The following is a 22495-nucleotide window of genomic DNA, read 5'->3' as shown; positions in this document are numbered from 1 at the left end:
TGTTAATTTTGATTAATATTTTTAGTATTTATATCACTATTCTCAGATTTTATAATCCTTATTATAAAACAAATTAACCTTCATAATAAGTTTTTTTATTATTTTTATATGTTAAAATTAATTATGATATTTGTTTCTAAAATTGAAAAAAGTTTTAGATAAATAGATTAAATAATATTTAATAGAAAAATTTTACAAAATAAAAATAATGAGTTAAAAATGCGAATATTACCTTATGAATTGTATAAATATGCACCTGATTTATCTTTATGCGCTTTAAGAAAAGAGTTTGGAATGTATGATTATTGTTTAAATAACGGCATCAGAAATAAAGGAATGCAACCTTTTTTGGATTTAGATCGAAATTATTTTAATTTGTTAATAAACAAATGGGTTGATGAAATGAAAAAACGTAAACATTATGTAAATACTTTTCATTATTTTTATGCTAAAAATAACAAATACTTAAAAATAAAAACAAATGTTTTTTTAATTTTAGAATGTTGTATACAATGGAATATTAAAAATTTTGTTCCTTACAAAAGTAATTTATCATGGTTTGAAATTGCAATAAAGTTTTTCAAAAGTAGTCTAAATCCAATTTTTAAATTAGATTTAGAATCTTATAATAAGCTATTTGATTGGTATAAACATCATTTTATGAAATTAAATAAAAGTAATAAATTAAAAACTAATCAATTAAACATGATTAAAATAATTTCTTTTTTTTCTAATATGTTAATATCTTGATAAATACTTAATTAAAACATAAGAATTTAACCCAAAACCAGTGTGATTGTTATTTTTTTATACTTTTTTATTTACAAGTATCTCTTTAAAGTTTAAAATTTTCTAGAAAAAATAGGGTTCAGTGCGCTCTTTGACGGTTCCGTTTTTAGGAACACTCCATTAAATAAAAAAAGACCTTTTATAAGGGTTTATAAATTGTCATTATTATAATTTTAATGTTTTAATTAACATTTGATATTTTTTTTGTAAATTATTATTTTTTTCAATTATTTGTTTGTAATTATCATTAAGTTCTTTTAAATTTTGTTCTTGATTAGAAGAATTTATGATTTTTATAAATAATTGTTGTTTATTATTTGAATAATCCCAAATTTGTTTATTTATTTCATTTAATGTATTATATACGCCAAGTTGTCGATAAATATTTTGTTTTTTTACATCTAAAATTTTTAATTGTTTTTTTAAATTAATAGTATTTAGATTAAGTCTATCACATTGTAAAATTTTATTAGATAAATTTTGTTTTTGTGATAAAACTTCGCAAATTCTATTTTTTAATAAATCTTCTTCAAATGAATTATTGTTTTGATTATGCATTGCCACAACTTTATGATTATTAAAAACAAATAATAAACCTATAAAAGTTATTAAACAAAAATAAATTGTTTTAAATTTATTTTTTAATTTAAACATTATTTATTAAATCTCCTTTATTTTTATTCCTCGAATGAGGATATGGATTTTGCAGAGTTTCAAATGTTCTAACGGATTTTCATAACTATTTTTTTTGATTTATCATAATCACGTTGTAATAAAATTCTTAATTTAAATGTCGTTAGATAAATTTGATTTGTACATTTGTTGTTTAGATTCTAATTGTAAAATAGTTATTTTGTGTTTTTTAAAAAATTCATTCAATTCATTCTTTAATATCCTTTTCGATAATAGTATTAAATTATATTATCTTTTAAAGAAAGATTATTACTATTATATAATATTATTTGTTTAATGTTGAATAAAAATTTTTATGTATTAATTAATTTGTATTTATTTGTAAGTGATATTAATTCTGTTATTTTGCCATGAAGTTTTTTAGAAAGTCTTTCTTGGTTTCTTGGAGTGTTCTTAAAAACTGATCTATTAGAGAGTCTCTTTTTTTCTAAAAAATAATTTTTTAGAAATCAAAATTGTTTATTAATTATTTTTATAGTAACATAAAATTTATTTTTTTTAAGAAATAAATTATTACAAACTTTAATGAAAAAAAATTAAAAAAAATTATTTCACAAATTTGTTTGTGTTATAATTAATTTTAATAAATGAAAGTGATTAAAAATATGAAAAAAACAACTTTAAAACCTTTTATTAAATGGATTGGTGGTAAAACTCAATTATTACCTTTTTTAGATATAGTTATTCCATCAGAATTTAATACTTATTATGAACCCTTTTTAGGCGGTGGTGCTCTTTTTTTGCATTTACAACCCAATAAAGCGATTCTTAATGATATTAATTCAGATTTGATTTTAGTATGGCAAAATTTAATAAAACATTCTCAACAAATTATTAAAATATTAAATGGATTAAATGAACAACTCAAAAAAGATGGTGAATCTTTTTATTGGCAAATTAGAAACGAATATAATCAATCTTTCGCGAATGTTAGAAAAACTGCTCTTTTTATTTTTTTAAATAAAACTTGTTTTAATGGTATTTATCGCGTTAATAGAAAAAATGAATTTAATGTGCCTTTTAATAAAAAAACAAACCTTTTATTATCATCTTTAATTGATGTTGAAAATATTAAAAAAATTATTTTTTACTTCAAAAACAATTCAAATATTCATTTTTTTTGTGATGATTACCAAACAATAATCGATCGAGCACAAAAAGATGATTTTCTTTTTGTTGATCCCCCTTATGATTCAGATAATGATTCTTTTGACGCTTATACTAACATACCTTTCGGCAAAGAAGGACAAAGACGATTATTTGAAACTTTACAAAATGCACATAATAGAGGAGTTAAATGGATTTTAACAAATCATAACACATCTTATATCGATAAATTATATTCTGGTTTTTATTTAAATAAAATTTCTGTTTCTCGTTTTATTAATTCTGATGCTTCAAAACGCAAAAACAATAATTATGAAACAATTATTACTAATTATCCGATTACAAAAAATAAACTTTTAGAATTAAATTGTTTAAGTTTTAAAAAAGAATTACGAATTACTACTTATAATTTAAATTCTTATATTAATTGGAATAAAATTGATACTTTTTTAACAATATATAATGCTGAAATAAATGAATTAAATACTTTATTTTCTTCTACAATAACTGAATTTAAAAATAAAATTGAATATTTGTTTAAAAATAAAAAAACTGAATGTTTTAGTATTTTGCCTTTTTTAATTGCAAAAAAACATTCGCAAGAAGAACAATTAATTTTTTTAAATAAAGAAAATCAAGAAATTGAAATTGATTTTACTTCTTTGAAATCTATTTTAAATTTTGTTGAAGAATCTGGTTTATTACAAAATATTTTTTTAAATTCAAAAATTAATAATATACAATCTTTGTTATTAGGCATAAAAATTGGTTTAACTCCAAATATGAATAAAAATAAAACTGGTAAAATGATGATGTTTATTATTGCCGAAATATTAAAAAAAAATCATATTGAATTTCAAACTGAAGTAACATTAAAAGAAATTTTTTCAAATGCTGAATTAAAAGAAACTAAAAAAATAGATTTTGTTTTTAAAATACAAAAAACTATTTTTTTATTAGAATGTAGTTTTTTTAATGTTGCTGGTTCTAAAATAAACAGTGAATTGTCTCGTTTTATAGAGTTAAATAAAACAATTAAACAATTTAAAGACAAAGAATTTATTTATGTTGTTGACGGAAAAGGATTAACAAGTACAAGCAATCTTTTAAAAGTTGCATTAGAAAATATAGAACATTTTTATAATCTTCAAAGATTTGAGAATTTTATTAAATTTAAAACAAATAATCTTTAAAATAATTTAATAAAAGCTTCAAAAAAATTTAATAACTAAGACTTTTATAATGAGAGTCTTTTGGGCGCCAAAGAAGCCTTATCAATAGCAGATTAACGAACTGCAACGCGTAATAATTGCGTAGTTCATATCCTTCGATTCTTTCGTTCCGAAAACCAAGAATATGAAGTATGTGATTATCACAAATTATAATTCGTTAAATTGTTGTTAATAAGGCCTCTTTAGTACCCTTAAAAAAATTTTAGACACTTTTTATTTTTAAAAAATATTTCCTTGTTTTGAAAAGATATGAAATTATCTACTTAATTTTCAGTTTTAAAGAACAATTTTAGAGACAAAAGTTGTCTAAACAAACGGAACAGTTCAGTTGATCAAAAAAATAATTACTTTCTTTTTGTTGCCATTAGGATATTTTTCAGTACGCATTCTCATATTCGTTACTCCCTTTTTTGTGTAAATCCTTTTACACACAAACTAAATTAAAAAGGAAAATATTCAAACCTTTTTAATTTAGTTTCTATCTAAAAAAATTTTTTTAACTAAATTATTTTTTAAAAATAATTTCCGGCAAAAGAAAAAAGTCAAACTGTTTATTTTTTTTAATAAACAATTTGACTTAATTAGTGACTCTCTGACAGTTCAGTTTTTTGGAACTCAACTTTTCTAAAAGTTCCTTAAGACTAACTATTAATTTATTCTTTTTTTTAATCAAGACTAAATAATTTTTATATCTTTTCAAAAAAATATTTTTGAAAGGAATGAAATGTTAAGAAAAAAATTATTTAAAGCGTTTTTAAAAACAAAAAGAATTTAGAAACTCGTAATTAATTTATTTAGAATTTTTCAAAAATAAAAAGAGTTTAAAGTTTTAAAACATTTCAGTTTTTATAGCTAAAATTTAATTATTAAATTATTTTGAATATCCTTTATTGTAAAAAATTTCAAATTGCTACTTTTTTAAAATTAAAATATTTTTTTAAAAAATAATGTTTGTTTGCTTTTGTTATTTTTATAAAATAAAATTTTTGCTCTTCTAATTAATTAATTTTCAACAAAAAAAGAACCTCAAAAAAAGATTCTTTATATTTTGTTAAATTTAATTGTATGCAAATAAGGTTTTATTTTAAATATTTTTTTGTTCTTAATGCAAACCAAAACTTGTATTTTTTTGGTATAAATAATTTCTGCCAGCATCAGTAATAATTAATTCTTGATTTTTTTTTATTATATATTTTTCTCTTATAGCTTTTTTTAAACATTTTTGATAACGTTCTGAAGACCATTTTAAATCACTTTGAATATCATGAATGTAATTTTTAATGTTTTGTTTTAAATGATTCTCTAAATGCATTAATAATAAAATTATCATAAAAGTTTTTTTATGAAAATAATTTTTAATAATTTTAGCTATAAGACCATTTCTAGGTTCAAACAACAAGACAAGTAAAAACATAACTAAAATAACTACAGAAATTAACCCTGATACTGGAAGATCAAAATAAATTCCTAGGTAATAACCTAAACTGGTACTAACAAAAGATAACCATAAAGAGAGCAACCAACAATTAAATAATTTTTTAGTTAATAATATAGATGTTGCTGCAGGACCTATCATACAAACAATAGCCATTATTGAACCAACAATATCAAAAGAAATAACAGCTGTTAAAGAAACCAAAGTCATTAAACAATAATTAATCAGAAGCGAAGAAAAACCTAAAGCATTAGCTAAATGAGAATCAAAAATAAAAATTTTCAATTCTTTAAAGAAAATAATAACAAAACATAAATTCAATATTAAAATCGGAATTATTTTATATAATTGGGAGATATGAGTTAATTCAATATTACCTAAAAATACTGCATCAGTATCTATATGAATATCTCTAATATATATACTGATGATAATAATAGCTAAAGAAAAGAAAAAAGTAAAAATAATCCCGATAGCTGCATCTTTTGATATTTTCTTATTTTTGCTTATTAATTCTATTAAGTAAACTGTTAAAATGCCAACTAAAGTTGCTCCAAATATTAAAAATGGTGAATTTAAATTTTTTACGAATAAATAAGCAATAACAATTCCTAATAAAACGCTATGACTAATAGCATCTATCACCATAGAAACTTTTTTTAAAATCAAAAAAACACCTAAATTAGCCAAAGATAAAGAACATAAAATTAGAATTAAAAAAACATCTTTTTCAAAAGATTCTAAAATTTTATTAAATATATTATTCATAATTAAATTTCACCATTTATTAAATTTTTAACTAAATCACTTCCTTTAGGAGTAATTCTAATTTTGTTCTTTGTATTTTGACATAAATATTTTTCTTCGAATAAAAAACTTTCTAATGATTGCATTTCATGAGCTTTATTGTTATGATAAAAATGAATTAATTGTTTAAATTTTTTAATTTTTCTTTGGTATTTTTTTTGTTTTAAAAATTTTTTAAAAACTCCGTATCTAGGTGCGAATAAACAAGTTAAAAAAATAAAAATAGTATTAACTATAATAATAATAGGACCTGTAGGCATATTATCTATTTGAAGATTAATTGTTATTCCGATATAACTAGATAAGAAAGAAATTAAAGACACAATTATAATATTTGTTAATAATTTATTACTTATATGGCGAGCAATAATTCCGGGCATAATTAAAAAAGCACTAGTTAAAATAATTCCTGTTATTCTTAAACTAATTATAATTAATCCTATTAATAATGTATTCAAAATAACTGTTAAGATAATATTATTAAATCCCATACTTTTAGCAAATAATTCATCAAAAGCAAAAACTTTAAATTCTTTCCATAACAAAAAGATTGTTGTAAGAGTTAAAAAAGTTATTATGCTAATGGTAACAACATGATATTCTGACATTAAAGCTATTTGGCCTAAAATAAATTTTTCTAAAATAGCGATAGAACAATCCTGGGTGTTTTTTTGAGCATAAGCGATTAAAACATTTCCTAAACCAAAAAAAGAAGCTAGAATTAAGGATAAAACAGTATCTGATTTGATTGTAGAATATCTTTTCATAATTTCTATTAGAAATAAAGATATTATAGAAGCCCCAAAGGCTCCTATCCAAATGACCCATTCATTAGTTGACTGAAAAAAGATATATGCTAAAGCAATTCCAGGTAAAACAGAATGTGAAAGAACATCTCCTATTAAAGTTTTTTTTTTAAAATTGATAAAAATACCTAAAATACCAGATGTTATACTTAATAAAAAAGAACCTATAAAAATTTTTAATGTTGTATAAGTATTTAATGTGTTAAAAAATGATTCTAAATTTAACATTTTTTATAATTTTAATTTCCTTTTCTTTTGAAATTTTATTTTTTATTAAATTGATAATTTTTATAGGTTTTTTTTATATTTTCTGAAGTGAATATATGTTCTGTTTCTCCACTAGCTATTTTTTGGATATTTAATAAAACAACATGATCAAAATATTGTTTCACAGTTTCTAAATCATGATGAACTACTAAAATAGTTTTTTGTTTTTTTTGTAATTCTTTTAAAACAGTTATAATTTTTTTTTCAGTTTGAATATCGATCCCTTGAAAAGGCTCATCCATTAAATAAATATCACTTTCTTGAGCTAAAGATCTAGCTATAAAAATTCTTTGTTGTTGACCTCCAGAAAGTTCTGAAATTTGTCGGTTTTTAAGTTCAAGCATCCCTAATTTATCTAAAGATTCTAAAACTATTTTTTTATCATGATCGGTAGGTCTTTTAAACCAACCTAAATGCCCATATCTACCCATCAAAACAACATCAAAAACGGTAGCAGGAAAATTCCAATCTACAGAATTTCTTTGCGGCACATAAGATATTCTTTTTCTTATTTTTTTATATTTTTCATTGTTAAAAAAAATTAGACCCGAAATTTTAGGAGTTATTTCTATTAAAGTTTTTATTAAAGTCGATTTTCCAGCTCCGTTAGGACCTAAAATAGCTGTTAAAGAACTTTTATAAATGTCAATGTCTATATCCCACAAAACTGGCTTTAAATGGTAAGCAACTGTTAAATCTCTAATTTTAATTGAAATTTCTTTTGTCATAATAAATTCCCTTTTATAACTTTTACATTATTTAAAAAAGCACCTACATAAGTAGAATGTTTATATTTAGAACCTTCTATTTCTTCTTGTTTATCATCTGAACCTAGAGAATCAGAATATAATTCGACATCTGAAGGGATTTTAATAGGCTTTAATCCTTTTTTTAGTCTTAATTTATCAGTTGTTTCTTTTAAACTTTGTAAATAATCTTTTGGCATTGAACTTTCTGTAAAAATAGTTTTAACATTATTACTAGTTAATTCTTCTGCTAAGTTTATGATATCTTTCATACTCGCTTCTGTTTGAGTTGAAACCCCTTGAATAGATTTTAATTCGAAATCGATTCCTTTATATTTAGAAAATTTTTGCCAATAAGAAAAGGCATCATGAGTTGTAACTATAATTAGTTTGTTGTTTTTTTTTTCTATTTCTTCTTTTAAAGATATCATTTCTTTATTAATGCACTTTGTTAATTTGTCTAATGAACCCAAAAATAATTTACAATTTTCTTCTAATTTTGCTTTATCTGTTTGTTTAACGATTATTGATTTTAATTTATCTTTTAATTTCAAAACTACTTTTTTCCATAAGTCAATATCAAACCAAATATGAGGATCGCAATCTTGGGAATTTTCTTCTTTGATTTTATCTTTTTCTGTTAAACTTTCTTCTCCAGCTTTCCATAATTGATCATTTGTTTTTAATAGTTCAAAAGCTTCAATCATTTTAGCTTCTAAATGTAAACCATTAATAATAACTAAATCAGCTGTTTTAATTTTCATACGATCTGATAATTTAGTTTTATAATTATGAGGATCTATTCCGACGCCCATTAAAGGTTTATCGCATAAAATATTTGCTATTTTTTTATAATCTTTGCTTTCTTCGGCGTCTACATTACCTAATAAATGTTGTACCGCATCGTACAACATTGTAGTTGTTGTGATTATTTTTTTTTTATCATCAGAAGTATTTTTTGTTGAATTTTGACAAATAGCACAAACAGGAAATATTAAAATAACAAAAGTAATAAGTAAAATAATAAACCAATTCCAAAATCTTTTTTTTAATATTTCGATCATTATGTAATCTTTTCTTTCTTTATTTCTCGATGATATAATTTTGCTGATTATATTTTTATAGAGTATAATAACTGAATCGTCTGAATATAAAAGTTTTTTAAAATAATATATTAATTAATTATATTAATAAAAGAGAAATATTTTTTATTATAAATTATTAATTCCACGATAAAAATTAAAAAAACAATGAATAAAATATTTTATAATTTTTTCAAAATAAAAATAGAGTTTCATTATTAGAATATTATTACTGTTTTTATGAAAAAATTTATTTTTATTATATAATTATTTTATAAAATAATTTTTTTATAATATTCTTGTTATTAATATTCTTATTATTCAATTTTATAATTTGAAAGAAAAAATAATTAGTTGTAAAAAACTAAATTATATAATATTTTTCCTATTAGAGTAATTAAAAAAATCCGTTTTAAAATTTACTAAGTTAATTATATCATTTTTAAATCAAAAAAACAATAATTAAAAAAATTTTAATTATTCAATTTTAGAAATAATTTTTTTAAATTTTTTAAATTATATTAACAATAGAAAACATTTTTTTATTTTAAGTATTATTATATATAATATATTTATATATCGAATTAGCTTTTTTAGAATAAAAAAATATAATTTTGTTTCAAAATTTTATAAATTGTTTTTAACAAATATCTAATGCAAAAGGAAAATTATATTGTTATGTACAAAAATATTATCGAATTAAATGAAATACTAAATATAATAGATGATGAATTAAGTGCAAAATTACAACAAATTACTGAATTTAAAACAATATTAGATTTAGAAATAAAATATTTTGGTAAAAAAGGTCTTTTTATTGAAATATTAAAAGAAGTTAATAATTTTGAATCAGAAATACAAAAAGAATTCAAAAAAATTATTTATATAAATAAAACAAAAAATTACGCTTTAATTAAAAATAAAAAAATTGTTTTAGAGAATAAAATTTTAAACAAAAAATTAATAAAAGAAAAAATAGATGTTAGTTTGCCTTCTTTTAATTTTCCACAAGGCTGTATACATCCTTTAAATAAGACAATTAAAGAAATGGAAAATTTTTTTTTAAGCCTAGGTTATTCTATTTGTGAAGAGAACGAAATAGAAACGGATTTATATAATTTTGAAATGTTAAATATGACTAAAGAACATCCTTCAAGAGACATGCAAGATTCTTTTTATTTAAAACATAATCTAGAAAATCTTTTAAGAACTCATACTACAGGTGTTCAAATCAAAAAAATGTTGCAAAATAAAAATAAACCTTTAAAAATTATTTCTTCAGGAAAGGTTTATAGAAGAGATAAAGACGATGATACCCATAGTCATCAATTTACTCAATTAGAAGGCTTTTCTATCGGAAATAAAGTCAATTTAATAGATTTAAAAGAAATTCTTACATCTTTTATCAAACATTTATTCGGAGACAAACAAGAATTAAGATTTAGGCCTTCTTATTTCCCTTTTACTAAACCAAGTTTAGAAGTAGATTTAGTTATTACGGATAAGAATCAAAAAAAAATTTATTTAGAAATACTTGGAGCTGGTTTAATTCATCCTCAAGTATTACAAAATTGTGGCTTTGATAACAAAAAATTTAATGGCTTAGCTTTCGGAATTGGAATTGAAAGAATTACAATGTTAAGATATAATATTAAAAATATTAGAAATTTTTATAATAATGATATTCGTTTTTTAAGTCAATTTATTTAATATCTTAAATAATTATTTATTATTGACAATAATTTTATTAAGGACATAATAAAACATCATGATAATTAACGAAAAAATTTTAAAACAATATTTATCTGTAGATAAATATAATTTAAATGAATTACAATTTTTAATCAATAATCATATTACTGAAATAGATAAATGTGAAATTGTTGAACCTAATAATCATTTAATTATAGGACAAATTATAAAATTTGATAAAATGACTAATTCGGATAAACTTTCTTTAGTTACTATTAATATTAAAAATAAACATTTACAAATTATTTGTGGTGCTTCTAATCTGGAAATAGGTAAAAAAGTAATAGTAGCCACTATCGGAGCTTATTTAAAATCAATTAAAACTCATATTCAAAAAAAATTTATTTTAGGTAAAGAATCTGAAGGAATGATTTGTTCTGCTCGAGAATTAGATTTAAATGAAGCATTTTTAACAGAAAAAGAAAAACAAGGAATTTTAATTTTAGACGATGATGCTCCTATAGGTGATAATGCTTTGGAGTATTTGAATTTAAAAGGATTTTCATTGAAATTAAGTATTACTCCAGATAGAGGTGATCTTCTATCTTATTTAGGATTTTGTAAAGATTTAAGGGCTGTTTGTGCATTAAAACAATTAAATTTTTCATTTCTTTTAAATCCACAAATGCCCAAAATAGAAAATCCTTTTCAAATTGAAATCAATAACAAAAATTGTTGGGAATACAACATCCTTTATATTGAAAATGTTAAAATTCAAGAATCTCCTTTGTGGTTAAGAAGTATTCTTTTTACTCATAACATAACCCCTGTGAATAATATTGTTGATATCACTAATTTAATTTTGATTGAATATGGTATTCCTTTAGACATTTTCGATGCTTCTGAATTAAAAGACAAAAAAATCGAAATTAGAAATGCTTTTGATAAAGAAGTAATTTATGTTAATGATAATAAAACAATTACTTTAAATAAAGAAGATTTAATAGTTTCGAGCGGTCAAAATATTTTGTCTGTTTTTGGCGTTTTTAATTCTTTTGCTGAAAACATTAATAAAAAAACTAATAAAATTATTATAATTTCATCTTATATAAATCCTTCTTATATTTTGAAAAATTATATAAAATCAACAATAGAAAATGAAAAAATTTTACGTTGGTCAAGAGGAATCGACTATTCTTTAACAGTAGTAGCTCTAAATAAAGCACAAGATCTTTTAAAACAATTAAATAAAGAAATTATTACCTCTAACATTGTTTCTAAAAAAATAAAAAATAAGTTAAATCCTGAAATATTATTAACTGTTGAATTTATCAAAAACAAAATAGGATTTGATTTGTCTTTGAATGAAATAGAAATTTATTTAAAACGATTAGAATATGAAGTTCAAATGATTGATAACGATATGTTAAAAGTTAAAGCACCTTCAAGACGTTATGATGTTACAATTCCTGAAGATGTTTGTTCTGACATTATTAGATTATATGGAATCAGTTGTTTAAAAACATCAGATGTTAAAAAAAATAAAGCTAATTTAAGAGATAAAAAACAAGAAACATTGTATAAAATAAAAGATTTATTAGTAAATTTAGGATTTTATGAAATTATTACTTATAGTTTAGTTGATTTAAAAATTTTAAATTTATTTCCACATAATAAAGATTATATAGAAGTTGCTAAACCTATTTCTCAAGAAAATACTATTTTAAGGCAACATTTAAGCGGTAACATGATTGAAACTTTAAGTTATAATCAAAAGCATAATAATTATGATAATCCTTTTTTTGAAATCGGCAAAGTTTATAATTTTCAAGAAGAAAAATTACATTTAGCCTTAGGTTTGAGCGGTAATTTGAATTCTTTAGGTTGGATTAAACCAAATATAGTTAGCTCTTTTTTTGTTTTAAAAGGAGTTTTAGATAAAATAGGTTTATTATTAGGATATCGATTTGATTTACGTCAAACTACCAATTATTTAAATTTTCATCCTGGTAAACAAGCTGATATTTTTTATAAAGATAAAAAAATGGGTTTTATTGGAGAAATACATCCTTCTTTAAGAGAATTGTATCATTTAAAAGAAAGTTTTCTTTTAGAAATAACTTTAGACGGTGATTTTTTAAATAATTCGAAAAAGATTAATTTCAAAGAAATTACTAAATTACCTTCTATTGAAAGAGATTTAAGTTTTTTTGTTTCAAAAAAATACTCTTTTCAAGAAATTTTTAAAACTTTAAAAGAGGAATCGCCAGATATTTTAATTAAATGTGAATTATTAGATCTTTATGAAGAAAATAAATTATCTTTAGAAGAACATTCTTTATCATTCCGCTTTACTTTTAATGATAAAAAGCAAAGTTTATCTAAAGAAGTTGTTAATCAAATTATGAAAAATATAGAAAATAAAATTATAAAAATTTATAAAGTTAAATTAAGATAATTGATTTAATACAAGTTTGGAGAGAACTTTTTGCAAAAAGGCATTGTAATTGAATTTTTAATAAAAGAATATACGATTATAAATTTAGAAACAAAACAGAAAATTCAGGCTGAAGTTAAAGGAAAAATTAAATATCATAATTCTAAAAAAGAACTAAATAATAGTTTAGATTATTCAAAAATAAAAATTGGTGATTTGGTTTTATACGAAAAAAAAGATGATAAATTTTTAATCGATAGTATTTTGCCACGTTCTAATTCATTAAATAGACCTAATATAAGCAATATTACCCAAGTTTTTTTGGTTTTTTCTTTAGTACAACCTGCATTTCAATTTAAATTATTAGATAAATTTTTATTAATTTTAAAAAAATTCAATTTAAAAATTATTTTAATTTTTACTAAAATAGATTTAATTTCTGATGTTGAGTTGAATTTATTTCAAATAAAAATATCTTATTATAAAAAAATTGCTCCTATGTTTTATGTAGATAGTAAAAATAGAAATGGCATTAACGCTTTATATTGTCTGTTTACTAACGAAATAACTATTTTAGCTGGACAAACAGGAGTAGGTAAATCTACTTTAATAAATTCTTTAACTTCTCTGAATTTAAAAACTCAAGAAATTTCTCAATATTTAAACAGAGGAAAACATACTACTAAAAATTCTAAATTATTTTTTTTTCATGAAGGTTATATCGCTGATACTCCAGGATTTTCTAAATTAGACTTGTTAGAGTTTCAACCAGAAGAAATAAAAAATTTTTATGACGATTTTTTAAGATTTGCTGATCGATGTTTTTTTGGATATAGTTGTTTACATATTAATGAAGAAAAATGCAAAGTCAAAGAAGCTTATCAAGAAGGTTTAATTTCTCCTATTCGTTATCATAATTATTTATCTTTTGTTCAAGAAGTAAATAAAAAGAAAAAATAAAATTTTTTTAATTTATGTGGTGATTTTAATTTAAAAAAATATCAAAAGGTTTGGATATGAATTTAGAGGCAATAAATAAAAGAAAAAAAAAAATTCGTAATTTTTCTATTATAGCGCATATAGATCATGGTAAATCTACTTTAGCTGATAGAATTTTAGAAATTACAAATACGATTCAAAAAAGAGATATGAAAGATCAAATTTTAGATTCTATGGATTTAGAGAGAGAAAAAGGGATTACCATTAAATTAAATACAGTTGAAATTCATTATAAAAGCGAAGATAATGAAAACTATATTATGAATTTAATTGATACTCCTGGGCATATAGATTTTAATTACGAAGTATCTCGTTCTTTGGCCGCTTGTGAAGGGGCAATTTTGGTAATTGATGCAACTCAAGGTATTCAAGCTCAAACTTTAAATAATGTTTATTTAGCGTTAGAACATAATTTAACAATTATTCCAGTTTTAAATAAAGCTGATGTACCAACAGCTGATATCGAGAAAACTAAAAAAGAGGTTCAAGAAAAATTAAATTTAGATCTTAATAAAATGGTTGTTGCAAGTGGTAAAACAGGTTTGGGAGTGTCACAAATTTTAGAAAACATTGTGAAATATATTGAACCTCCTCAAGGAGATATCGAAAAACCCTTACAAGCTTTAATTTTTGATTCTGTTTTTAATGCTTATAAAGGCGTTATTCCTTCTATTAGAGTTGTTAATGGTTGTATTAAAAAAGGGGATAAAATACGTTTTATTTCTAGTAAAGCTACTTATGAAGTTATAGAAGTAGGTATTTTTACTCCTAAACCTTTAAAAAAAGATTTCTTAGCTGCTGGTGATGTTGGTTATTTAAGTGCTTTTATTAAAAATATTGATGACGTTCGAGTTGGCGACACAATTACTTTAAATCGTTGTACTCAAGTAGAAGCTTTACCTGGTTATCGTACTATAAATCCTGTTGTTTTTTGTGGTTTATATCCTACTGATTTAAAAAAATACGGTCATTTAAACGAAGCTTTACAAAAATTAAGATTGAATGATTCTTCTTTGACTTATGAAAAAGAAAGTTCAAAATTATTAGGCGTTGGTTTTAGAATTGGTTTTTTGGGACTTTTACATATGGAAATCACTAAAGAAAGAATTATTAGAGAATTCGGTATTGAAGTTATTATAACTGCGCCTTCAGTTGTTTTACATATTTATCAACCTAATAATAAAAAAATTATTGTTGATAATTTAACTAAATGGCCTACTAATAATTTAATTGAACGTATTGAAGAACCTTATATTGAAGCTTTTTTAACTTGTCCCGAGGTTTATATCGGAGCAGTTATGGACCTTTCTCAAAGCAAAAGAGGTCAGTTACAAGATATTCAATATTTAGTTAATGGTAGAGTAGTATTAAAATATTTATTACCTCTTTCAGAAGTTATTTATAATTATTTTGATAAATTAAAATCTTTGACACAAGGTTATGCTTCTTTTGAATATCAATTAGAAAAATATTATCCAAGTAAATTAAAAAAAGTAGATATTTTGTTAAATTCTGAAATAGTTGATTCTTTATCTTTTATCAGTCATGAAGATTTTTCCTATCAAAGATCTAAAAACATTTGTCAAAAATTAAAAGATGTAATTCCTAAACAAATGTTTGAAATAGTTATTCAAGCTGCTATAGGAAAAAAAATTATTACAAGAGAAAATATTAAATCTATGCGTAAAAATGTGATCGACAAATGTTATGGCGGCGATGTCACTCGAAAAAAGAAATTATTAGCTAAACAAAAAAAAGGTAAAAAAAAAATGAAATCTTTAGGTAAAGTTATGTTGCCTCAAAAAGCTTTTTTAGCTATTTTATCTAGTGATAATAAATAATTTAAAAAAATACTTAGTTTGTTTTAAGGAAAGAAAAAAATGACAAATTTAATAGAATTAAAAAACATTACTAAAGTTATCAATAATCAAATTATTTTAAATGATATTAATTTAGAAATTAAAGAAAATGAATTTGTAACTTTATTAGGTCCTTCAGGATGTGGAAAAACTACTATTTTAAAAATTATTGGTGGTTTAGAAAATATGAGTTCTGGAGATATATTATTTAATAACCAAAGTATTATAAAAGTTCCTTCTCATAAAAGATTGATTAATACAGTTTTTCAAAAATATGCTTTATTTCCGCATTTAAATGTTTTCGAAAATGTTGCTTTTGGATTAAGAATTAAAAATTTAAATGAAAAATACGAAAAAAAAATACAAAAATTAAAAATACAATATAAAACTCAAATAATACAAATGGATAAAGATTATGAACTAAAAATAAAAAAAATAAATCTTACTAAAAGAACAAACAAATATCAATCTTTTTTTTCTATTTTAATATCTTTTTTAAAAGAACAAAACCCTTTAATAATTAAATTAAAAAAAGAATTAAAAATAAACAAAAAAGCTTTAAAAGAAAATTATTACAAAGAAATTAATCAATTAAAAAATAAAATTTTAAATCCTAAACAAATAGAACTTTTGATCGAAGAAAAAGTTTTACATTATTTAAAATTAGTAGGTTTAAAAGGATTAGAAAACAGAGATATTAGGCAATTATCGGGAGGTCAACAACAAAGGGTAGCTATAGCACGAGCTTTAATTAATAAACCAAAAGTTTTATTATTAGATGAACCTTTAGCTGCATTAGATTTAAAATTAAGACAAGAAATGCAATATGAATTAAAAGAAATTCAAAGAAATTCAGGCATTACTTTTATTTTTGTAACTCATAATCAAGAAGAAGCGTTAACTATGAGTGATAAAATAGTTGTTATTAACCAGGGAGAAATTCAACAAATAGGAACTCCGCAAGATATTTATAACGAACCTGCTAATAAATTTATAGCTCAATTTATAGGCGAATCAAATTTAATTTCTGGCATTATGAAAGAAGATTTTGTAGTTTATTTCGATGATAAAGAATTAAAATGTGTAGATGCAGGATTTCTAAAAAATCAAAAAGTAGATATTGTAATTCGGCCTGAAGATATTGATATTGTTGAGCCTGATAAAGGTTTATTTAAAGGTGTTGTTGATTATATTTTATTTAAAGGTGTTTATTGGGAAGTAAATATTAAAACTTGTCATCGTGATTACATTATTCATACAACTGATTTTATTGAATTAAATACTAAAAAAGGTATTTTTTTTAATCCTGAAGATTTACATATTATGGAAGTGTGGTAAACGAATTGCTTTCATATAGTTCTAATGATAAAGGCAATAAGTTTTATAAATATTTAGCCTTGCCGTATTTTATTATTTTTATTTTATTTGTTTTAATTCCTATTTGTATTATTTTTTTAGATTCTATTCAAGAAAATCATACTAATAATTTTTTTAATTTTTCTTTTACTTTAAAACATTATAAAAATTTTTATACTAAAAAAGTCTTTATTTATGTTTTATTACGTTCTATTATAATAACTATTATATCAACTTTTTTTCTTGTTATGATTGCTTATCCACTTGCATATATCGTTGCTCAATGCAGCTACTCTATACAAGCTATTTTAATTTTATTAATTAATGGCGTTATGTGGATTAATATGATTTTAAAAACTCAATCTTTAATGCAAATTTTTTCTTTGATAGAAATTTTTTTCAACATAAAATTATTAGAAACTAATTTAGCAATGTTAATAGGTTTTATTTATTTATTTATTCCTTATATGTTTTTATCTATATTTATTAGTATTTCTAAAATAGATCCTAGCTTGATTGATTCTGCTAAGGATTTAGGCGCAAATGATAAACAAATTTTTAAAAAAATTATTTTCCCTTTATCTATTCCTGGTTTAAATACAGGAATTATTTTAGTTTCTTTACAAATTTTAACTAATATGGTAGTACCTAAATATTTAGGCCCTACAACTATTACTGTTATTAGTGAGTTGATCGAAAATACAACTTTTTTAAACGGTGATATTAAAAGTGCTTGTGCTATTGCTGTTAATTTAACTTTTTTAATGATTTTTATTTTAACTTTTTATAAGAAGAATCAATTGGAAAAAATGTATAATTCAAATGTTAAAAATAAATAAAAATAAAATAGCTTTTTTGTATTTATTTTTGATTCTTCTTTTTATTTATTTGCCTATAATATCTTTGATTCTTTTTTCTTTTAATGAAACTGAGGGAAGAATTTCTTCTTTAGTTCATTTTCATAAATTTGGTTTAAAATGGTATTATAGAATTTTAGAAGATTCAGCTATTAAATCTTCTATATTTATTACTTTTCAAATAGCTTGTTTATCTACTATTATTTCAACTATTTTAGGAACTTTGGCTGCCATTTCTTTAATGAATTATAAAAAAAAATGGCGAGACATGATAATGAATTTTAATCAAATTTCAATTATTATACCTGAAATTATAAACGCTTTAGCTTTATTTGTTTTATTTAGTTCTATTGGTTTAAAGAATAGCTTTTGGAGAATGTTATTAGCTCATGTTTCTTTTAGCATACCTTATGTTTTAATTTCTGTTTATGCTAAATGTTTAACTTTAAAACTAGATTTGATTGAGGCAGCTTATGATTTAGGAGCTACTCCTTGCCAAACTCTTACTAAAATCATTTTACCTCAATTAAAAGATGTTATGTTAGTTAGCGCTGGTATTGCTTTTGCTTTATCTTTTGATGATTTTATTATTTCTTATTTCGCAGGTGGTTCTGATTACCAAAATATATCAGCTTATATTTATAGTTTAAAAGGTACAATAAACCCTACTATTAATGCTTTATCTTCAGTTTTAATTTTAATCGTTTTAACTAAAATAATAATTGGATTAATTAAATTAAGAAAAGATTTAAAAAGAAAATGAAAAACAAAGTAAATTTAATTATTATTATTTTTGTGGCAATTTTGTTTTTATCTTTTTATGGTATAGTTCAAATAAAGAAAATATCAGATAATAAAACAGTTATTGTTTTGTTTAATTGGGGGGAATATATTGATCCAAGCCTTATTAAAGAATACAATGAAGAATCAAAAGAATTCGTTGTTAAACAAAGTTTTTTTTCTTCTAATGAACTAGCTGTTAATAAAATTAAAGCTGGTAATCAATATGATATTGCTATTTTAAGCGAATATGCGATTCAACAGTTAAAAGATCATTATTTAGAAGAAATACAACTAACAGACAAAATAAAACAAAACACATTCACAGAAACTTTTAAAAAATTTAAAACGAAGTTTAACGATCAAAAAAAAAATGATGAAATATTTAGTTATACCATTCCTTACGTTTGGGGTAAATTGGGTTTTTTATATAGAAAAGATAAAATTAAGGAAGAAGATTTATCATCAAAGAAATGGTCAGAGTTAATAAAAAATCCTAAATATAAAATCGCTTTGTATAATAATGCTTTTGAAGGCATTTTTGTAGGACTAAAATCTATTGATGGAGATATTAGTGTTAATTCTGAAAAATCAGAAGAAGAAATCAAACAAGCTAAAGAATGGTTGATAAAATTAAAAAAGCAAAATAATAATTTATCTTTTATTACTGATCAAATATTAGACAGAATGAAAATAAAAGAAAAAGAATATTATGATATTGCGTTAGTTTATTCTGGAGACGCAAGATATTTAATGCAACAAAATTCAAATTTGGGTTATTATCAATTTGATGATGAAGGAACTAATATTTGGTTTGACGGGATAGTTTTACCTAAAGGTAGCCAAACTAAAGGTGCTTATGATTTTATTAATTTTTTGTTAAAACAAGAAAATAGAAAACAAAATAATAATTTTATTGGTTATGATTCACCTTATGATGATATTGAAGAGGTAAAAAAAGGTATTGAATTTAAAATCAATGACCAAGATAAAATATATAAATATAACGCGAAGTATAAAAAACAAATTAATGATGCTTGGAATGAAGTTTATTCATATCCTGATCCTAAAGATAAATATTTAATTATTTTACTTTTATTAATTTTTATTTTATTTATTTTAATATATATTTTTTTTAATATATAGATGATTTTTTAATTAAAAGTTATATTCACGCATAATATATATATTTAATTATTAATATATTATTCTATGTTAAAATAAATATATTAATAAAAAGAATTTAATTGTTATAAATATTCAAGGAAAAATAATATGAAAAAAAATATTTCTAAAAAGAAAAATAATGATTTTACTAAACTTTATGCTATATTTTTAACATTAATATCTTTAATCATTTTTATTATTAATTGTTACAAAAAATTTAATAAATTAGTTTCTTTTAAATTGTTTTTTGTTGATTTAATAGAATATTTTACTTCTCAAAGTAATATTTTAATTTTAATAGTGATGTTTCTTTTTTTTACTTCATTACGATTTAAAAAGATATTTTCTGTTTTAATGTTTATTGCTGCGATTGATATTTTATTAACTTTTACCCTTGTTCATTCTTTTATATATCCAAATGAAAAATTTTATTTTTTCGAACAAATTAAAGAAAAAATAATTTTTTTAGATATTAAGCATTATCATCATACTATTATTCCTATTTTATATCTTATTTTTTATTTTTTTAAAACTAATCGTGGTTTAAATATTAAAAAAGCTTATTTGGGTGTCATTCATCCTTTGTGTTATTTTTTCTTTTTTTTATTTGCTAATTATTTTGATTTATTTCAACCTTCATATTATCCTTATGATATTATCGATCCCAAACAAAAGGGTATTTTTAATATAACATGGAGAGATGGCGGACAAGGTTATGGTTATTTAACTATAACTATTATCATTTTAACTATAATTTATTATTGGTTATCTTATAGTGTTCTTTTTTTAAAAAATAAAATTAATTTGTCTAAAAAATCTTAAATGTTTTTAAAATATATTTATTTATTTTTAATAAATAAGTGAGGAAAAAAATTTTGTTAAAAGATAAAATATACAATTTTCGTTCTTCTTTCCCAATTTTTAAAAAAAATCCTCAATTAGTTTATTTCGATACCGCAGCCACTTCTTTAAAACCTTATAAAATGATTAACACTATGACTGATTTTTATCAAAATAACGGTTTAAATATTAGAGGCACAAATCCCTTAAATTTACAAAACGAAAAAACTTTAGAAAGAATAAGACAAAAAACTGCCTCTTTTGTAAAAGCAGAATTAGAAGAAATTATTTTTACTAAAGGCGCAACTGATAGTTTGAATATTATTGCTCAAATTTTATATCCTCTTGTTAACCAAAAAGACGAAATCATTGTTTCTTCTTTAGAGCATAATTCTTCTTTTTTGCCTTGGTTGGAAGTTGCTAATCAAAAAAAAGCCAATTTAGTTTTTATTCCTTTAGATCAACATCATCAAATTAAGATTGATAATTTTCAAACAATTTTATCAAATAAAACCAAAATTGTAGTTTTAACTCATATATCTAATGTTTTAGGACATATAACACCTATTAAAGAAATCACTACTTTAGCTCATAAACAAAAAGCTTTAGTTGTTTTAGATGCTTCTCAATCCGTAGCTCATATTCCTTTAGATGTTAAAGATTTAGGTATTGATTTTATGGCTTTTTCTACTCATAAAGCTTATGGTCCTTTTGGTCTAGGCGTTTTATTTGGTAAAAAAAAATTTTTAAAAAAATGCAAACCTCCTTTTGTAGGCGGTGGAAGTGTTAAAGAAGTTAATATTGAAAAAAAGAATTTTATTTTTAATGATTTGCCTTATAAATGGTCACCCGGAACCCCTAATATAGGCAGTATTATAGCTTGGGAAAAGTCTTTAGAATTTATGGAAGATATAGGTTTAAATAATATTTTTAAATACGAAAACCAAATAACTAAACAAATTTTTCATAAATTAATCAAAATACCTCGAATTAAAATTTTTAATTCACAAATAACAAATATAATTAATTTTAATTTTCTGAATTTAAATTCTCACGATGTAGAAAATTTTTTAAGCCAAGATAATATTTATGTTAGAACAGGTCATCATTGTTCTCATTTGTCTTCGAATCAAATAAAGGCGACCAATACAATAAGAATTTCCGTAGGAATTCATAATAACGAACAAGATGTTGATTTATTAATTAATAGTTTAAAAAAAGTATATAATTTTTTTCTTAAATAAATGAATATTTTTTTGAAATTTTGATTTTGTAGATTTTGTTATGCAACGAGTACCAAAAATATTTATCCAAAATATTTTTTTCAAATCCATATTAAACAATAAAATTGTATTTTTGTTATCTTTATATGATTTTATTTTTTTAATAAATAAAATTAATAATTTTTTATTTTGTGTTTTTTAACAATATATTTATGTTATAATTTATTTGCTTGTATGGTATAATTTTGCTTAAAATAAATATTTTTTATTATCTAAATATTTTTAATTTAAAAATATTTAGATAATAAAAAATAATAATTT

At 21.6% G+C, this 22495-nt stretch carries 17 protein-coding genes; 12 read left to right on the top strand and 5 right to left on the bottom strand.

What is annotated here, in order from left to right:
• The first annotated feature begins 219 nt into the window (after positions 1-219).
• Entirely contained in the window at positions 220-750 is a 531-nt protein-coding gene (locus Q2306_RS01785; RefSeq protein ID WP_323847601.1) for a hypothetical protein, read from the top strand.
• 204 nt (positions 751-954) lie between these two features.
• On the opposite strand, the gene Q2306_RS01780 is transcribed toward Q2306_RS01785, so the two are convergent.
• A complete protein-coding gene (locus Q2306_RS01780) occupies positions 955-1443 on the bottom strand; it encodes an SVM family protein (protein ID WP_323847600.1) in 489 nt (162 codons plus the stop codon).
• A 644-nt stretch (positions 1444-2087) separates the two neighbouring features.
• On the opposite strand from Q2306_RS01780, the gene Q2306_RS01775 reads away from it, so the two are divergent.
• Entirely contained in the window at positions 2088-3782 is a 1695-nt protein-coding gene (locus Q2306_RS01775) for a DpnII family type II restriction endonuclease (RefSeq protein WP_323847599.1), read from the top strand.
• A 1141-nt stretch (positions 3783-4923) separates the two neighbouring features.
• On the opposite strand, the gene Q2306_RS01770 is transcribed toward Q2306_RS01775, so the two are convergent.
• The 4 genes from Q2306_RS01770 to Q2306_RS01755 are packed head-to-tail and all read right to left on the bottom strand — an operon-like array spanning position 4924 to position 8946.
• Entirely contained in the window at positions 4924-6024 is a 1101-nt protein-coding gene (locus Q2306_RS01770) for a metal ABC transporter permease (protein ID WP_323847598.1), read from the bottom strand.
• Between the two features lie 2 nt (positions 6025-6026).
• Positions 6027-7097 carry a metal ABC transporter permease gene (locus tag Q2306_RS01765; protein WP_323847597.1) on the bottom strand — a complete coding sequence of 357 codons (1071 nt, stop codon included), beginning with the start codon at positions 7095-7097 and terminating at the stop codon, positions 6027-6029.
• Positions 7098-7132: 35 nt separating this feature from the next.
• Positions 7133-7864: a metal ABC transporter ATP-binding protein gene (locus Q2306_RS01760; RefSeq protein ID WP_323847596.1), complete on the bottom strand. Its 732-nt coding sequence runs from the start codon at positions 7862-7864 to the stop codon at positions 7133-7135.
• The gene (locus Q2306_RS01755; protein ID WP_323847595.1) at positions 7861-8946 is read right to left on the bottom strand and encodes a zinc ABC transporter substrate-binding protein; all 1086 of its coding nucleotides are present in this window, start codon (positions 8944-8946) and stop codon (positions 7861-7863) included. Before Q2306_RS01755 ends, Q2306_RS01760 begins: the two co-directional genes overlap by 4 nt.
• Positions 8947-9642: 696 nt before the next feature.
• Here Q2306_RS01755 and pheS point away from each other — a divergent pair.
• From pheS to Q2306_RS01705, 10 genes are all read left to right on the top strand, one after another.
• A complete protein-coding gene (gene pheS / locus Q2306_RS01750; RefSeq protein WP_323847594.1) occupies positions 9643-10674 on the top strand; it encodes a phenylalanine--tRNA ligase subunit alpha in 1032 nt (343 codons plus the stop codon).
• A gap of 58 nt (positions 10675-10732) precedes the next feature.
• Positions 10733-13114: a phenylalanine--tRNA ligase subunit beta gene (pheT, locus tag Q2306_RS01745; RefSeq protein ID WP_323847593.1), complete on the top strand. Its 2382-nt coding sequence runs from the start codon at positions 10733-10735 to the stop codon at positions 13112-13114.
• A 30-nt stretch (positions 13115-13144) separates the two neighbouring features.
• Positions 13145-14053, top strand: a complete 909-nt coding sequence (gene rsgA / locus Q2306_RS01740) for a ribosome small subunit-dependent GTPase A (protein WP_323847592.1) — start codon at positions 13145-13147, stop codon at positions 14051-14053.
• A gap of 56 nt (positions 14054-14109) precedes the next feature.
• Positions 14110-15933 carry a translation elongation factor 4 gene (gene lepA / locus Q2306_RS01735; protein ID WP_323847591.1) on the top strand — a complete coding sequence of 608 codons (1824 nt, stop codon included), beginning with the start codon at positions 14110-14112 and terminating at the stop codon, positions 15931-15933.
• 39 nt (positions 15934-15972) lie between these two features.
• On the top strand, positions 15973-17289 hold the full coding sequence (locus tag Q2306_RS01730) for an ABC transporter ATP-binding protein (RefSeq protein WP_323847590.1): 1317 nt from the start codon (positions 15973-15975) through the stop codon (positions 17287-17289).
• Positions 17290-17294: 5 nt separating this feature from the next.
• On the top strand, positions 17295-18146 hold the full coding sequence (locus Q2306_RS01725; RefSeq protein ID WP_323847589.1) for an ABC transporter permease subunit: 852 nt from the start codon (positions 17295-17297) through the stop codon (positions 18144-18146).
• Positions 18130-18927, top strand: coding sequence for an ABC transporter permease (locus Q2306_RS01720; protein ID WP_323847588.1), 798 nt, complete (start codon positions 18130-18132; stop codon positions 18925-18927). Before Q2306_RS01725 ends, Q2306_RS01720 begins: the two co-directional genes overlap by 17 nt.
• Positions 18924-20090 (top strand): extracellular solute-binding protein, encoded by a 1167-nt coding sequence (locus tag Q2306_RS01715; protein WP_323847587.1) that lies wholly within the window; start codon positions 18924-18926, stop codon positions 20088-20090. The genes Q2306_RS01720 and Q2306_RS01715 overlap by 4 nt, the downstream gene beginning before the upstream one ends.
• A 129-nt stretch (positions 20091-20219) precedes the next feature.
• The gene (locus Q2306_RS01710; protein ID WP_323847586.1) at positions 20220-20933 is read left to right on the top strand and encodes a hypothetical protein; all 714 of its coding nucleotides are present in this window, start codon (positions 20220-20222) and stop codon (positions 20931-20933) included.
• Between the two features lie 53 nt (positions 20934-20986).
• Entirely contained in the window at positions 20987-22195 is a 1209-nt protein-coding gene (locus Q2306_RS01705) for an aminotransferase class V-fold PLP-dependent enzyme (RefSeq protein ID WP_323847585.1), read from the top strand.
• Positions 22196-22495 lie beyond the last annotated feature (300 nt).

This window comes from Phytoplasma sp. (assembly GCF_035187685.1).
In the GTDB taxonomy this organism is placed as follows: Bacteria; Bacillota_I; Bacilli_A; order Acholeplasmatales; family Acholeplasmataceae; genus Phytoplasma.
This window is presented reverse-complemented; position numbering and strand designations above follow the sequence as displayed.

Excerpts from the sequence above, each read along its gene's own strand:
- Q2306_RS01785 (WP_323847601.1), top strand. The coding sequence starts at position 220 with ATGCGAATATTACCTTATGAATTGTATAAATATGCACCTGATTTATCT.
- Q2306_RS01780 (WP_323847600.1), bottom strand. The coding sequence starts at position 1,443 with ATGTTTAAATTAAAAAATAAATTTAAAACAATTTATTTTTGTTTAATA.
- Q2306_RS01775 (WP_323847599.1), top strand. The coding sequence starts at position 2,088 with ATGAAAAAAACAACTTTAAAACCTTTTATTAAATGGATTGGTGGTAAA.
- Q2306_RS01770 (WP_323847598.1), bottom strand. The coding sequence starts at position 6,024 with ATGAATAATATATTTAATAAAATTTTAGAATCTTTTGAAAAAGATGTT.
- Q2306_RS01765 (WP_323847597.1), bottom strand. The coding sequence starts at position 7,097 with ATGTTAAATTTAGAATCATTTTTTAACACATTAAATACTTATACAACA.
- Q2306_RS01760 (WP_323847596.1), bottom strand. The coding sequence starts at position 7,864 with ATGACAAAAGAAATTTCAATTAAAATTAGAGATTTAACAGTTGCTTAC.
- Q2306_RS01755 (WP_323847595.1), bottom strand. The coding sequence starts at position 8,946 with ATGATCGAAATATTAAAAAAAAGATTTTGGAATTGGTTTATTATTTTA.
- pheS (WP_323847594.1), top strand. The coding sequence starts at position 9,643 with ATGTACAAAAATATTATCGAATTAAATGAAATACTAAATATAATAGAT.
- pheT (WP_323847593.1), top strand. The coding sequence starts at position 10,733 with ATGATAATTAACGAAAAAATTTTAAAACAATATTTATCTGTAGATAAA.
- lepA (WP_323847591.1), top strand. The coding sequence starts at position 14,110 with ATGAATTTAGAGGCAATAAATAAAAGAAAAAAAAAAATTCGTAATTTT.
- Q2306_RS01730 (WP_323847590.1), top strand. The coding sequence starts at position 15,973 with ATGACAAATTTAATAGAATTAAAAAACATTACTAAAGTTATCAATAAT.
- Q2306_RS01720 (WP_323847588.1), top strand. The coding sequence starts at position 18,130 with ATGTTAAAAATAAATAAAAATAAAATAGCTTTTTTGTATTTATTTTTG.
- Q2306_RS01715 (WP_323847587.1), top strand. The coding sequence starts at position 18,924 with ATGAAAAACAAAGTAAATTTAATTATTATTATTTTTGTGGCAATTTTG.
- Q2306_RS01710 (WP_323847586.1), top strand. The coding sequence starts at position 20,220 with ATGAAAAAAAATATTTCTAAAAAGAAAAATAATGATTTTACTAAACTT.